This window comes from Polyangium jinanense (assembly GCF_028435265.1).
Classification (GTDB): domain Bacteria; phylum Myxococcota_A; class Polyangia; order Polyangiales; family Polyangiaceae; genus Polyangium; species Polyangium jinanense.
Genome location: NZ_JAGTJK010000005.1, coordinates 85,676 through 99,321, shown reverse-complemented (window position 1 = coordinate 99,321; position 13,646 = coordinate 85,676). Strand labels below are relative to the sequence as shown.

Below are 13,646 nucleotides of genomic sequence, written 5' to 3'. Positions count from 1 at the left end.
GGCATTCGGGTACTCTCAGACCACAAACTCGTGAAATACGCTAGCGTCACCTGGTTGGTCCTTGGTCTCTTCGCCGCGAGCTTCACCGCCTGCGCGACCTCCGAGCGGCCGGAGTTCGGCAACCAGCCTTCCGGCGGCGAAGGCGGTGAAGGCGGAGAAGGCGGAAACGGCGGCAGCGGCGGCATCGGCGGCGCTGGCGGCGCCGGGGGCACGGCGTCGAGCTCGAGCTCGAGCAGCACCACGGGCGGCGGTCCGGTCTGCGTCGAAGACTGCTTCGCGGACGCGGACTGCCAGAATAGCTGTCCCGCGGCCCCGCAAGGCGGCGCGAACTGCTGCGACGTCCCGACCAAGTCCTGCTACGTCGTCGGCTCGACCTCCTGCCCGACCGGGCAGGGCGGCACCGGCGGCACGCCCATGTATTGACGGTTCTTGCCCAACGTGGGGGGTGCCCCCCCACGCCCCCCGGCAACGCGGCTTCAGAATCTCCGATCGACCCGAACGGCAATCGTCGGCCCGAGGCCCCAGGCGGCCCCGCGGCAGGGGTCGATGTCGCCATACTGACAGGGAAATCGATCGACCACCCACGCGGCCCCCACGGACGCTCCGATCGCGAGCGAGCCCGGCTCGCCGCGCCCCGTGATCCATTGCCGCGCGCCCAGGGTCGCATACGCCCAGAGGTCGAGCCCATACCCGCCGTCCAGGGTGAGCGCCAATCGTCGCGTCACCGGGACGTCGAGGCCGCCCGTCACGTGCGACAGCGCGAACTGCGTCTGCCGCGTGTAATAGTTGCGGATCAGCGAATACCCCATCTCCGCCCGTAGATTCAAGCCGTCCAGGCTGCCGAGCCGCATCGCCGGCGCCACGGAGAGGCCACTCGGGCCGAAATACTGCATTCGCCCCCCGATTCCGAGGCCGACCTCGACGTAATCGGAGGAGAACGCTCCGCGCACGCGGGCATGCACGATCGTGCCCGGCCCCTCGGGGACGAGGACGAACGCGAAAGGAGAGAGCTCGAAGCCGAGCTTGAAGGGTCGCTGGAAGTAATATTCGACCGAGAGATCCCCGATCGCGCCCCCGCCCGGCCCGATCAGGTTGAAGAAGGGACGCACGGTGCCCTGCACGCGCACCATGTTCCGCGCGAGCGGCGGGAGCATCAGGGGCCGCTTGGCCTCGGGCGCGGCCGCTTCCTCGGCGGCCTCGGCCCGCGCCGCCCCCGCGACGAGGGCCATCACGAGCGCGGCAGCGTGGAGCAACGTGTGCCTCATTCGGAGACCCTCGCGACCTCGAACTCCTGTGCGTGACGCAGCAAAGAGCCGAGGCGCTCCTCGTGCGAGCGCGGGTCGATCCGATCGAGGGGAATGGCGCCCGCGCGGAGCGCCGCCTCGATACCCGGTTGGCTGGTAAAACGGAAGCTCACCTCCTCCACGCGCCTCCGATCGATGTCGATGCGGGGCAGCCTGCCCATGGGCCCCGGGGGCAAACCCACCTTCGCCGGGTCGATGCACGACGAGAGATCCGCGGCCGCATCCATGCGCGGCCCGAGGCTCTCGATGCCGAACCGCGTGGCCAGCGAGGCCGCGATCGAGACGTGCTCGAGCTGCGTGGAGACGACCTCGCCCGCGCGAACGGACGGGCCGATCACCAGCGAGGGGACACGAAAACCGAGCTGCCGGAACGCCGGGCGTGGATCCTCCGTGGTCGGCGGGGGCACGTGGTCGTAAAACCCGCCGTATTCGTCGAACGTGATGATGAGGAGCGAGCGCCCCCATTGCGGGCTCTCCTGCATCGAACGCACGATGCTGCCGACCAGGGCCTCGCCGAGGGCCAGGCTGTGCGGCGGGTGGAGGTCGGAGGACCAGAAATCAGGGTCGATGACGGAGAAATTCGGCAGGTTGCCGGTGCGCGCGTCGTGGAAAAACGTCTCGACCCGCGTGCAGACCATCGGATCGTTCCCCCCGAGCGTACGCCCCCGGAAGCCCGCGTGATACCAGTGCGCAGGCCCGGCGGCGTACGCTTTCGAGGACCAGCAGCCCTTCCCGAGCTTTTCCCAGATCGTCGCCGGCCCGTCCGTGATCGGATCATTCGTGGTGATGCCCTGGGACGTCGTGGCGTGCAGGAAAAACCGATTCGGCCAGGTCGGCCCGAGCACGGACGAGAACCATCGGTCACAGACCACGTATTGATCGGCCAGCGCATAAAACAGGGGGATCTGGCTCCGATCGTGGTACGTCATCGCGTCCCGCTGCCGCCACAGGACACCCTTGTTCGCCCGCAAAAACCCGTCGTTTCGACCTTCGGCGAACGCCGTGTGCGCCGCATCCCAGGTGTGCAGCGGACCGTGGTGATCACAAGCCACCTCGGCCCGATGCATGGCCATCGTGGTGCCGTCGTCGTCCTCGTTCGCCTCGCCGCCTTCGAGCCCGTCGACGGCGTCCCGCGCGGGGTAATCGGGATCAAACGCGAGCGCGCCGAAGAAGTGGTCGAAGGAGCGGTTCTCCATCATGACGACCACGAACGTGTCGATCCCAGCAAGCAATCGCCTCGGCGTCGGCGCGCCATGGGCATCGAAGTCGGGGCCCACGGCCGGCGCGGTGGGTCCGGCCTCGCAACGATCCGGCCCCGTCGCGCACCCGCTCCCGAGCGCCGCGGCGCCGATCCCGGCCCCGAGCCCTTTCAGCGCCGCGCGACGCGACACCTGTCCCGCAAGCCCTCGCAATGAATTTCGTCGTGCCATGCCTAAGCTCGGCACATCAGCACGACTTCGAGGACGAGCAAGCTCGATCGTCCCCGCAGGAGGCTTTCTGCCGCCGGGAATACGAGGATCTCACGTTATGGAGTGATATCGAGGCAGGGGGCGTCGAACGCCCGATCCGGTGGAGCCGCAGATTCCCGGAACGCCCGATATACCGTCGGGACCGCTCGCTCGAAGTTCCGTCAGGCCGCGGCCGCGAGGGTCGTCTGCTTGCGCGGCAGGCCGGTGAGCTTCGCGTAGAGCTTGAGCGCCTGCGCGACCACCTGATCCATGTTGTAATATCGGTACGTCGCGAGCCTGCCGATGAAATGAACGCCGGGCGTGGCCGCGGCGAGCGCCTCGTACTTCCGGTAGAGCACCACGTTCTCGGGCCGCGGGATCGGGTAGTAGGGCTCGCCCTCGGCGCGCGGGTATTCGTACACGAGGGTCGTCTTCGGGTGCTCCTGCCCCGTGAGGTACTTGCATTCGGTCACGCGCGTGTAGGGGTGCTCGTTCGGGTGGTTCACCACGGGCGCGGGCTGGAAGATCGGGGCGTTCTTCGTCTCGAACCGGAACTCGAGCGAGCGGTACGGGAGCGGGCCGTAACGATGATCGAAATAGGCGTCGATCGACCCGGTGTAGATGACCTGATCGTGCGGAATCGATCTCTCCACTTCGCGGAAGTCCACGCCGAGCATGACCTTGATGTTCGGGTGGTCGAGCATGCGCTCGAACATCCGCGTGTAGCCGCGGAGCGGCATCGCCTGGTACGTGTCCGTGAAATACCGGTCGTCGCGGCTCGTCCGGACCGGGATGTGCGTGGTCACCGAGGCGTCGAGCTCGGAGGGATCGAGCCCCCATTGCTTGCGGGCGTAGTTCCGGAAGAACTTCTCGTAGAGCTCGCGCCCGATCTTGCCGACGATGACGTCCTCGCTCGTCCGCGCGTGCGCGATCCTCTCGGCGCGCTCCGCGAAGAACGCCTCGAGCTCGAGTGACGTCAGGCGGAGGTTGTACAGGTAATTGATGGTGTCGAGGTTGATCGGAATCGGGACGAGCTGCCCGTCCACGGACGCGAGCACGCGGTGCTGGTACGGCCGCCACGCGGTGAACTGCGAGAGGTAATCGAAGACCTCCTTCGAGTTCGTGTGGAAGACGTGCGGCCCGTACGCGTGGACGAGGAGGCCCTCGTCGTCGTAATGGTCGTACGCGTTGCCTCCGATGTGGCGCCGCTTGTCGAGGAGGAGGACCCGCTTGCCGGATCCGCGCGCGAGCCGCTCTGCCAGTACGCTGCCAGCGAACCCAGCGCCCACGATCAGCCAGTCGAACATGGAACCCTCCTAGGGCTCGCTGCGCGAGCGGGAAGCCCCTTCGTCGAGCGAGGCGGCTCAGAGCCCGGTCGGGTACGTCTCCGGTGCCTCGCCTGCTTCCCAGCGCGCCGTCTTTTCGAGGGGCTCGACCGCGCGTGTCAGATCGAAATGAATGACCGCGTCGAACTGGGAGGCGAGGTCCGCGTAGAAGTAATGACTCGCCCGCTCGGTCGCCGGCATGTACACGACCCCGATCGCCCGCTCGAGCCGCTGCGTATGGAGCGACGAGAGCCTCGGATCATGCAAGAGGAGCGCGAATCTTTCGATGCCCGTGGCGTGCATGATCGCCTCGTAGCTGTCGGGACGCGCGGGACGCACGCGTTTTTGCTCGACCTCGGCGCCCCAGCCCGACGCGGCGGAGACCATCCCCGCATACGTGGTGAACCCGATCGAAAAAACGTCCGGGTGACGCTCCTTCACGAGCTGGCCGACGTTGAGCTCGCCCTCGCGGGCCATTTCGGTCGCCCGCGCGTCGCCGAGGTGCGAGTTGTGCGCCCACACGACGACCTTGGCGGGCGAGCCGCGCCGACGCTCGAGGTGCGCCCGCAGCGCATCGAGCGTTTCGGCCATGTGCTCGTCGCGCAGGTTCCAGGAGGCGGCCCCGCCGCGGAACATCGCGCGATAATAACGCTCCGCGTTCTTCACGAGGCGCGCGTTCTGCTCGGCGAAGAACGCCTCGTCCTCGCCCTCCTCGTCCGGGCCGCGGCGGGCATATTCGGGCGCGCGCCGCTGGATCTCCAGGAGCTGCCGGACCACTTCGTCCTCGCACGACTCCGCCATCCCGACGCTCGTCGCATACCCGTACGCCTGCGTATCGTGGCCGAAGACCTCGAAGCACCCGTATCGCTCCCTCGCTCGCTTGGCGCCCTCGGGATCGATCCGGTCGAGATACGCGAGCACGGCCTCGATCGACGTGTTCATGCTGTAGAGATCGAGCCCGTAGAACCCGGCGGCGCGGTGGGGGTGCGCGTCGTTGTGCTGCCGGAGCCATTTCACGAAATCGAGCACGTCCGTGTTTCGCCACATCCACGCGGGGAAGCGCTCGAATCCGCCGAGCGCTTCGAGCGGCCCGGGGTCCGGGCCCCTGCCTCGGACGAAACGATTGATGCGATAGGCGTCCGGCCAGTCGGCCTCGACGGCGACCGCGCAGAACCCCTTCTCCTTGATGAGCCGGCGCGTCAGGCGCGCGCGCTCGTCGTAGAACTCGTGCGTCCCGTGCGACGCCTCCCCGAGCAGGACGAGCGTCGAATCCCCGATGGCATGGAGCAATGCATCATGGTCGTGCCGGGCCCCCTCGAGCGGGAAGGCGCACGCCGCCACGGTGCGAGGCAGAGCGGCTTGGAGCGGCGCATGCGTAGCCATGTGCGCGTCATGGTACGTCATGGTCGGAATCACAAGCTGCCATTGATGTCTCGCGTGTGCGGAGTCCGCGCGGGCGTCGGGCGTTCCCGACACTGCTCGCGCGCCCGCCGGCGCGGTCCGCGCGCCCGCGATCCAGGCTTTGGATGCGGCGCATCTCCGCGTCAGAACAGTAGAATGTTCGCCTAAGTAAAACTTCTTGCGAATGACGAAATCATGTTTGGCTGGGCTCTTGGTTGTGGCATAGTCTCGAACATGCCTAGAAGAAAGACTGCTGCTCCCTTCACTTCCAAGATTGGTGCCCGTATCCGCGCGCTCCGCGTCGAGCGGAACATGTCCCTGGCCCAGCTCGCGGACGCGGGTGGTCTATCCAAAGGCCATCTTTCCAGCGTCGAGCACGGGCTCGCGGCGATCACGGTCGAGACGCTGGAGCGCATCGCGCTCGCGCTCGAAGCGCTCCCCATGGATCTCGTGACGTTCCCCGAAGAGGACGATCGAGGCCGGATCGCGGACATCGTGCGCAGGTTGCCGAAGAAGGAGCTGCCGAAGCTGCGTCGCGAGATGCAGGCGCGCGCTCCGGTCGAGGCGCAAGCGCCCACGCGTCGCCGCACGAGCGCCCGCGCTTAGACTCAGCGGTCTCCGGGCAGCTTGGGTATTTTTTCGTAATGTCTCGGATCCGAGGGCTGCGTCTCCGGGGGCGTCGGCGTATGCAGGGCGTTCGGGGGAATGTTGCCCTCGGCATCGGCCTCCGGCGCCCGAGGCGGGCCGCTCGGGGGCACCTCGGGCTCGCTTCGATCGTCAGGTCTCGATTTCTGCTTCACCTTCGTACTCCTGTATGCCGCGGACGCGCCCTCTCGCGCCCGGACGTGCCTCGGTATGCAGAGGCCATGCCGAAAACGCTCGCGTCCGTTCGCCTCGCCGCGGTGCGCCGTGATTGCCTGCTCGGCCATACACGAGCCGCCCCGTGATGCGTTACGACGCCATTCGCACTTTGGAATGAGCCCCGAGCCGCGGCCTCACGCCCCGCGTCACTTCGCTTTGCCGCGCAGCCCCGCGGCGAGCCGCTGGGCCTCGGCCACCGCCTGCTCGTCGTACCCCTGCATCGAGATCGATACCCGCCCGCCGGGAATGGGCGACTGGACCACGGGCAGGCTCATCGCTTTGCCATCCACGACGATGGCGATTCGCTCCTTCACGTGCTCACGCGTCGCCTCGTGGAACCGCTCGCCGCCCGCGGCGTCGAACGTGACCATCACGACCGGCTGCCGCATCGGCCCCTTTCCGTCGTCCACGAGCACGCTCGCGTCGATCACGTTCGCCTGCGTGACGATCGCCTCTCCCGTGAGCACGTACGTGCGAAGACCGATCGGCGAGAGCTCCCCTGTCTCGTTTTCCTCGACCACGTCGCCGACGATGAACCTGCGCCCGGCCGGGAGAGGTTGCGCCGAGAGCCACGGCGAGAAGCGCTCCTTCGCCTGGGCGTCGGTCTCGCCCGGTTTCTTGACGAGCATCGCGTAATGCTGTGTCACAAGCCCACGCGCCCTGATCGCTGTTTCGAGGCGTATCGATACGCCGTCGGGCAACGCGCCCACGGGCTCCGTGAATGGATCGAAGTCATCGTCGACCACGACGACCTCCATCGTCACGGGCCGCGTGCCCGAGCGGTCCACGGCGTCGTCCTTCTTCACGCAACCGGACGGCGACAGGGCGAGCGCGAGGATCAACATCATTCGAGCGCGAGCGGAGACCATGACCGTTTTTGTATCCCGGGAGCCCGGGCGTCGTCAACCGTGGTCCCCCGTCATCCCTGATTTGACCCCGGGACGAACGCCCCCAGGGATCTCGGATGAAACCGATACCAACGAAGCGCCTCGTCCTGCCGCCCGGCCCCGAGAATCCCGGGGGCGCGGGCTCCATCTTTTTCGTCGGCACGGCGACCGTGCTCTTGCGTTATGCCGGCTTCACGATCCTCACGGATCCGAACTTCTTGCACGCCGGCGATCACGTTCATCTGGGTTATGGCCTGACCTCGGAACGAAAAACCAATCCGGCGATCGACCTCGCCGACCTGCCGCCGGTGGACCTCGTCTTGCTCTCCCATTTGCACGAGGACCACTTCGACCGGCGCGTGGCGCGCGAGCTCGATCGGTCCTTGCCAATCGTCACCACCGAGCAGGCCGCGGCGTCCCTGCGCGGCATGGGGTTCGGGCGGGCCGAGGGACTCGATCGCTGGGGATCGATCGTGGTGGAGAAAGGCGCGTCGCGCGTCCGCATCACGGCCATGCCGGCGCGCCACGGTCCGCCCGTGGTATCGCGCTTCTTGCCCGACACGATGGGCTCGATGCTCGATTTCGAGTCCCCCGCGCTCCGGCTCTACATTTCCGGCGACACGCTCGTCCACGAGGACCTCCGCGCCATTCCGCGCAGGTATCCCGGCATCGACCTCGCGCTCGTCCACCTCGGCGGCACGAGGATCCTCGGCGTGCTCGTCACGATGGACGCGGCGCAGGGCGTCGAAGCGCTCCAGATCCTCGATCCGCGCAAGGCCATTCCCATTCATTACGACGACTACACGGTCTTCCGCTCGCCGCTCGAGGATTTCGTCAAGGCCGTACGCGAAGCCGGCCTCGAAGATCGCGTCGTGTATCTCGCGCGGGGCGAGACGTTCACCTTCGACGTGAAGGAACCCGGTCGCCGAGCGGCCTGAGCCCTCCCGCCATCGATCCCACCAAAAAGCCGTGATTCCCTGGGGCATGCTCGCTTGCCCCTGCGAACCGCTTCCTTCCGCTGACGAACCCCGTTTGCCAGAGAGCCGCCGACAAACGGAGCAGGCAAGTTCGTCCCGGAACGGGCACGTTGGTCGCGGAACGTGGTCTGCATGCAGAACCGCCGCTCCAGCATGGGTGATCAGGGTTTGCCCGCGGACTGGGTTCGTCCGTGCGAAACCGAGGCAGCCGAGGACTTCCCGCCGCGCGTCCCGGTGACGTCGACGAGCCTGCGCAGCGTCGGGTACAACCCCGAAGCGCACGAGCTCGACCTCGAATTCAAGGATGGCAGGCTCTACCGCTACAGCGGCGTGCCCCCCGAGGTGCACGACGAGCTGCTCCACGCACCTTCGCTGGGAAGGTATTTCCTGGCGAACGTGCGTGGACAGTACCCGTGCGAGCGGCTCTGCTGAAGCGGCAGCGCCGGAAGGGACGAGCTCAGCGCGCGTCGAGACGGAGCAGGGGCGCGCTCGCGATGGGATTCCAGGTGAAATCACCACCGAGCGAGTACACGAGCGCGACCGGGATCTCGTATCGCTCGAGGGTGTAGGTGATCGTCACCTCGAGGTCGTCGCTGCCCGTCACGAGCGCCTTGCAGGCCTCGCCCACGGCCTTTCCATTGGACGGGCTCTTCGTCCCGCGGTTCGTCGCGATCTTCACCTCGGGGCACGCGAAGGCCTTCGCGAGCTTCTCGCGCTCGCCCTTCATGCCGTTCTTGTATTTCGTCTCGGCGGCGCTCTTCGCGGCCTTCGCCTTCGCCTCGGCCCCCTTCGCCTCCGCCACCGCCGCGGCGTCCCCGCCGTCGACCTTCTGGAGGTCCGCGGCCGCCTTCTCGTATTCGCTCGACGCGATGTCGAACGGAACACGCAGGCGCCTATCGATGCCGTCGCCCTGCAGGTGCAGATTCCACGTCACGCTGAGCTTGCGTTGCCCTTTCGAAAGCGCCGAGTCGTCCACGTGATCGGTGAGCGTCGCGCTCTTCACGGAGCCGGAGAGCTCGTTCTTCGTGAACGTCACCGCCGGCATCGACCCCGGCACGTCCTCGCGGGTGACACCGAGCAGGCTGAGCTTTGCCTTCGCCATGTCCTGGTAGACGACCTTGTTTTCCTTGACGTACACGAGGACGTTGCCCGAGGCGTGCACCATTTCCCCGGACGGGAGTTTGACCATTTGCATGGTCATCGACTGCGGCGGCAGATCGAATTCGAGCGGCGAGCTCTCGAGGATGTCCGCCCGCGTGTACCGGATCGGATACCGCAGCTCGAGGTGCGAGAGCGGAACCGACGGGGCGTCCTTCGAGGCGTCCTTGGCCGCCGTCATCGTGAGGACGTTGTACCGCGCGCTCCGATTGCCCTCCGCCTCCTCGCGAACGGGCACGAAGGCGACGTGCCCGGACGCCTTGTCGCGAATGCGCACGGAATCTCCGACGAGCGCCAGATCGAACGCGCCCTCGTCGAACACGGACGCGTACGATTTCACGAACACCTTGTTCGCCTTGACCACGATGCGGCCTCGAATCTGCGAGGGCGGCATGTCCGCGAGCACGACCGATTCGCACTCGTTCTTGCGCGACACGAGCCGGATCTTCTCCCCCGGCCGCCAGACGCCCTCGTTCGTCGAGCTCGACTCGTTCCGCCACGCCGAGGGCTTCTCGCCGGTGAACGGATCGGCCTTCGCGTCGTCGGGGACGTTGTTGAAATGGAGCGTGTAGGTCGTGTTGTAGAGGTCGCCCACCGAATCGGGGCTGAACTTGCACTCGACCTCGCGATCGCCATTGACGAAGCGCAAGCTGCCCTCGAACCAGGCGTCGGAGAGGACCTCGCCTGTGTCGTTCGTCGCCTCGATGATGACGCCGAGGCCATACGCCGAGCTCTGGTCGCGCGTGCTGAAGCTGCCGTTGTCGCGCACGCTCGGCATCGCCCGCTCGGACGAGTACGGGTGGAAGAACTGCAGGTCCTTGATGCTGACCTGGATGCTCTTCGTCGAGGGAGGCGTGGTCGGCTGCACGGCCGCCCCCTCGCTTCCCCCCGCGGCAGCTGCCGCGCCCGTCGACGCCGGCGCGGCGGCCGACGGAGCGCCGGAAGCACCCGGCGCAGCGCCCCCCGAGGCGCCCTCCTTGTTCCCACACCCCCCCACGCCGGCCCCGAGAAGGGCGGCAAGGAGAACCCACCTTGTAAAATGATTGTCCGGACGCATTGCGGGCCACCGTCTGCGATGTGACCCGCCCTTGTCAAGGAATTTGCGCCGGGACACTACCCTATCATACCCAAGGGTCTACCTCGCCCGCCCGCGTCGTCGCCGCAGGGCAAACCCGAGGAGGACCGCCGCCGCTGCCGCCGGAAGACCGGGCTCCGTGGTTTCGCTCGTCGTGCAGCTGCAGCCGCCGCCGCTCACGCGCACGTTGCTCCCGCCCGCGCCGGTGCCCGCACCGCCGCTGCCGCCCGCGCCTTCGCTGCCGCTGCCTTCGCTTGCGCCTCCGCGGCCGCCTGCGCCTCCGCCGCCTCCGCCGCTACCGGCCGCGCCCCCGCTGCCGCCCGCGCCCTCGCTACCGCCCACGCTTCCGCCTCCGCCCGCGCCGTCCGGTTTGCACTCGCCGCCCTGGCACGCGCCGCCAGGACAGGAAACGCCGTCGGGTTTGGCCGGGTACGAGCACGCGCCGCTCGCAGGATTGCAGGCGCCCGGTTCGTGGCAATCGTCGGGCGGCGCGCACGTGATCGGGGTCGAGCCATGGCATGCGCCGGCCTGGCACGTGTCCATCTGCGTGCAGGCATTGCCGTCGTCGCAGGAGACGCCCTCCGGCATGACCTTCGCGGAGCATTGCCCGGTGACCGGGTTGCAGACGTTGACCTCATGGCAAGCATCGCTCGGCGGGCAGACGACCGGGTTCTTCCCGACACACGTGCCCGAGAGGCAGACGTCCGTCTGGCTGCAAGCATCGTCATCGTTGCACGAGGCGCCGTCGGGCTTCGCGGGGTTCGAGCAGCCGGCCACTGGATCACACACGCCGGCCTCGTGGCAATCGTCCGACGGGGCGCAGACGACGGGGCTCCCGCCCATACACGTCCCTGCTTGGCAAGCCTCTCCCGTGGTGCAGGCGTTCTGATCGCTGCAAGGCGTGCCGTCCGAGGCGATGGGATTCGAGCAGATGCCGGTCTGCGGATTGCAGGTGCCCTGCACGTGACAGACGTCGCTCGGTGGGACACAGACGACGGGGTCAATCCCGACGCACACGCCGTTCTGACAAACATCTTTCTGGCTGCAAGCATTGCCGTCATTGCACAGGGGGCCGGTGAACAGCGCGCAGGTGCCGTTCGTGGCGGCGCCGGCGGCGATGGAGCAGGCGTCGCAGGTGCCGGCATTACACGCCGTGTCGCAGCAGACGCCGTCGACGCAGTAGCCGCTCTGGCAATCGAGGGCGGCGGCGCAGGAAGCGCCGAGCAGCTTGCCTCCATTGAAGAGCTCGGCGGTGCCGATGTACACGAGGTTATGCTGCCCGCCCGTGACGAGGACCGCGCCATTGCCGAGAGGCGCCGCCCCGTGGCGATGACGCGAGCTGACGAGAGAGGCCGCCGGGGTCCAGGTGTTCGCCTCAACCTGGTAGATGTCCGCGGTGTCCGACGACGTATTGTCCGGGAGCAACCCGCCCACCACGAGCACCTGGTTGCCCGGGAGCAACGTGGCCGTGTGGAGGCGCCGCGCATTGCTCATCACGCCCGCCGACGTCCAGGTGTCCAGCGCCGGATCATAAAGCTCCGCGGAGGCGAGGGCCCCATTCGAGGTGCTCGTCCCGCCCGCGACGAGGACCTTGCCCGACGGCAGGAGTGTCGACGTGTGGTGCGCGCGCGCCACATCCATGGGCGCGACGGCGGTCCAGGCGTTCGTCGTCGGATCGTAGATCTCCACGGAAACATAGGTCGACGAACTCGTGGTCGGCGCGCCGCCGATGGCGAGCACCCTTCCATTCGGGAGCGCCTGAAGCGCATGATTGACGCGCGGCACGGTCATGGGGCCGGTCGGCGACCAGGTGTTCGTGTTCGGATCGTAGACCTCCGCCGACCCGAGCGCCACTTGGCTGTAGTTGAGGCCGCCCGAGGCCATCACCTTGCCATTGGCCATCAGCGCGAGCGAGACGATGCAACGCGCGACGCCGAGCGGAGCCACATTGGACCAGGTATTCGTCGTGGGCGTATAGATCTCGGTGACCTTGAGGCAATCCGAGCCGCCGTCCCAGCCTCCGGTGAGGAGCACCCGGCCGGTCGGGAGGACGACGGATTGATGCCCGGAACGGCCGTAGGTCACGGGCCCCGCGTACGTCCAGGTCCCGGCGGCGGGATCGTAAAGCTCGGTGGAGGTCAGGTAATTCATCCCATTGTGCCCCGAGGCCACGAGAACCTTGCCACTCGGGAGCAGGCTCGTCGTGTGATAGGCCCGAATCGCATTGAGGGCCGTGGCCGGCGTCCAGACCGGATCGACGAGCACCTCCTCACCGTTCGCGTCGACCCAAAGCTCGATCGTCTCGCCGCGCGCGACGAGCCGCGCCGCGACGGGCTTCCCCGAAGCCGCAAACGCTTCCGGCGCCGTCACGCGAATTCGCGTGATGCCGCGTCCATCGACGAGATTCACCGCGTCTCCCGCCTGCCGCACCTCGGCGCCCTCGATCGTCCACGCGACCGCCGCTCGCTCCGTCGTCGCGACGCCCCGTTCGAGCCACAACCATTCCTCGTATCCCGTCGCCGTCACCGTCCAGAACGAAGTCCCGTCCGCCCGCCCGTATGCGACCGCGTGCGCGGCGATCGATCCCTCGCCGCCCGCGCCGATCTCGCGCACGTGCACCGAAACATCGCCGGACAACACGAAGCGCACAGGATCCTCGGCGCGACGCGGCAGGTGCATGGAAAGCCCGCTCGGCAAAGGTCTGGGCTCCGCGTGCGTCCCCTCGATCGGGGCCTCGCCGGGCACGGCCGGCGAGCGTATCAGGCGCGCCTTTTGCGCGCCGCTCGGCGCCGGGGAAAAACCCTCCTCGCTGCCGACGAAGAGCGCGTCCGCGTCGAGGATCCGCGCCGCCTGTGCCGGGAAACGCTCGCGCAGCGCCGCGGCCTCGCGGAGGATCACGCCGGGCGTGAATTCGGCGCTCCCGGCCCTCCCCGACGCATCGATCGGCTCCTCGCCGCCGCACCCCGCGCCGCCCCAGGCAACGCCGAACGGGAGCAGGAGGAGCGGCACGGCGAGAGCGCGCCGGTAGGGGCGAATCGATTGCATGGCGGTGGATCTCCTGAAGCGAGGCGGAAAGCTTGCATCGAAGACCCGGGGACGCGCGGCGTCAAGCCCTTGCCGCGTCAATAGCGGGCGAGCAGCGCTTTCGTATCGCACGGAAACGACCTCGACGGAGCTTGACGATCCACGCGAAACTCCGTGAGATGAATG

11 protein-coding genes are annotated in these 13,646 nt (G+C 67.8%); 4 read left to right on the top strand and 7 right to left on the bottom strand.

Annotation, left to right across the window (positions count from 1 at the left end; translation table 11 throughout):
• Nucleotides 1-30 precede the first annotated feature (30 nt).
• Nucleotides 31-423, top strand: coding sequence for a hypothetical protein (locus KEG38_RS13460; RefSeq protein WP_272419825.1), 393 nt, complete (start codon nt 31-33; stop codon nt 421-423).
• 53 nt (nt 424-476) lie between these two features.
• Here the strand turns inward: KEG38_RS13460 and KEG38_RS13455 are convergent, their stop codons facing one another.
• From KEG38_RS13455 to KEG38_RS13440, 4 genes are all read right to left on the bottom strand, one after another.
• Complete coding sequence (locus tag KEG38_RS13455; protein ID WP_272419824.1) at nt 477-1,265, bottom strand: hypothetical protein; 789 nt, start codon at nt 1,263-1,265, stop codon at nt 477-479.
• A complete protein-coding gene (locus KEG38_RS13450; RefSeq protein ID WP_272419823.1) occupies nt 1,262-2,734 on the bottom strand; it encodes an alkaline phosphatase family protein in 1,473 nt (490 codons plus the stop codon). The genes KEG38_RS13455 and KEG38_RS13450 overlap by 4 nt, the downstream gene beginning before the upstream one ends.
• 200 nt (nt 2,735-2,934) lie before the next feature.
• Nucleotides 2,935-4,059, bottom strand: coding sequence for a UDP-galactopyranose mutase (glf, locus tag KEG38_RS13445; protein WP_272419822.1), 1,125 nt, complete (start codon nt 4,057-4,059; stop codon nt 2,935-2,937).
• A gap of 57 nt (nt 4,060-4,116) precedes the next feature.
• The gene (locus tag KEG38_RS13440) at nt 4,117-5,481 is read right to left on the bottom strand and encodes an erythromycin esterase family protein (RefSeq protein WP_272419821.1); all 1,365 of its coding nucleotides are present in this window, start codon (nt 5,479-5,481) and stop codon (nt 4,117-4,119) included.
• A gap of 192 nt (nt 5,482-5,673) precedes the next feature.
• Between KEG38_RS13440 and KEG38_RS13435 the strand changes: the two genes are divergently transcribed.
• Nucleotides 5,674-6,084: a helix-turn-helix domain-containing protein gene (locus tag KEG38_RS13435; protein WP_308216882.1), complete on the top strand. Its 411-nt coding sequence runs from the start codon at nt 5,674-5,676 to the stop codon at nt 6,082-6,084.
• A gap of 401 nt (nt 6,085-6,485) precedes the next feature.
• On the opposite strand, the gene KEG38_RS13430 is transcribed toward KEG38_RS13435, so the two are convergent.
• Entirely contained in the window at nt 6,486-7,208 is a 723-nt protein-coding gene (locus tag KEG38_RS13430) for a SecDF P1 head subdomain-containing protein (RefSeq protein ID WP_272419819.1), read from the bottom strand.
• A 95-nt stretch (nt 7,209-7,303) separates the two neighbouring features.
• Between KEG38_RS13430 and KEG38_RS13425 the strand changes: the two genes are divergently transcribed.
• Both KEG38_RS13425 and KEG38_RS13420 read left to right on the top strand, forming a co-directional pair.
• Nucleotides 7,304-8,164: an MBL fold metallo-hydrolase gene (locus KEG38_RS13425; protein WP_272419818.1), complete on the top strand. Its 861-nt coding sequence runs from the start codon at nt 7,304-7,306 to the stop codon at nt 8,162-8,164.
• Between the two features lie 171 nt (nt 8,165-8,335).
• Nucleotides 8,336-8,635, top strand: coding sequence for a KTSC domain-containing protein (locus KEG38_RS13420; RefSeq protein WP_272419817.1), 300 nt, complete (start codon nt 8,336-8,338; stop codon nt 8,633-8,635).
• Between the two features lie 25 nt (nt 8,636-8,660).
• On the opposite strand, the gene KEG38_RS13415 is transcribed toward KEG38_RS13420, so the two are convergent.
• On the bottom strand, nt 8,661-10,229 hold the full coding sequence (locus KEG38_RS13415; protein ID WP_272419816.1) for a hypothetical protein: 1,569 nt from the start codon (nt 10,227-10,229) through the stop codon (nt 8,661-8,663).
• A 267-nt stretch (nt 10,230-10,496) separates the two neighbouring features.
• Nucleotides 10,497-13,481, bottom strand: a complete 2,985-nt coding sequence (locus tag KEG38_RS13410; RefSeq protein WP_272419815.1) for a Kelch repeat-containing protein — start codon at nt 13,479-13,481, stop codon at nt 10,497-10,499.
• Between the last annotated feature and the right edge of the window lie 165 nt (nt 13,482-13,646).